This window comes from Serratia sp. PL7, assembly GCF_945957435.1.
Genome location: NZ_CAMFLB010000136.1, coordinates 1 through 357, shown reverse-complemented (window position 1 = coordinate 357; position 357 = coordinate 1). Strand labels below are relative to the sequence as shown.

Below are 357 nucleotides of genomic sequence, written 5' to 3'. Positions count from 1 at the left end.
GGTAATGGCTCACCTAGGCGACGATCCCTAGCTGGTCTGAGAGGATGACCAGCCACACTGGAACTGAGACACGGTCCAGACTCCTACGGGAGGCAGCAGTGGGGAATATTGCACAATGGGCGCAAGCCTGATGCAGCCATGCCGCGTGTGTGAAGAAGGCCTTCGGGTTGTAAAGCACTTTCAGCGAGGAGGAAGGGTTCGGTGTTAATAGCACCGTTCATTGACGTTACTCGCAGAAGAAGCACCGGCTAACTCCGTGCCAGCAGCCGCGGTAATACGGAGGGTGCAAGCGTTAATCGGAATTACTGGGCGTAAAGCGCACGCAGGCGGTTTGTTAAGTCAGATGTGAAATCCCCG

1 rRNA gene is annotated in these 357 nt (G+C 55.7%); it reads left to right on the top strand.

The window, feature by feature from the left end:
• Positions 1-357, top strand: a 16S ribosomal RNA gene (locus N6G83_RS54615); the annotation flags it as partial.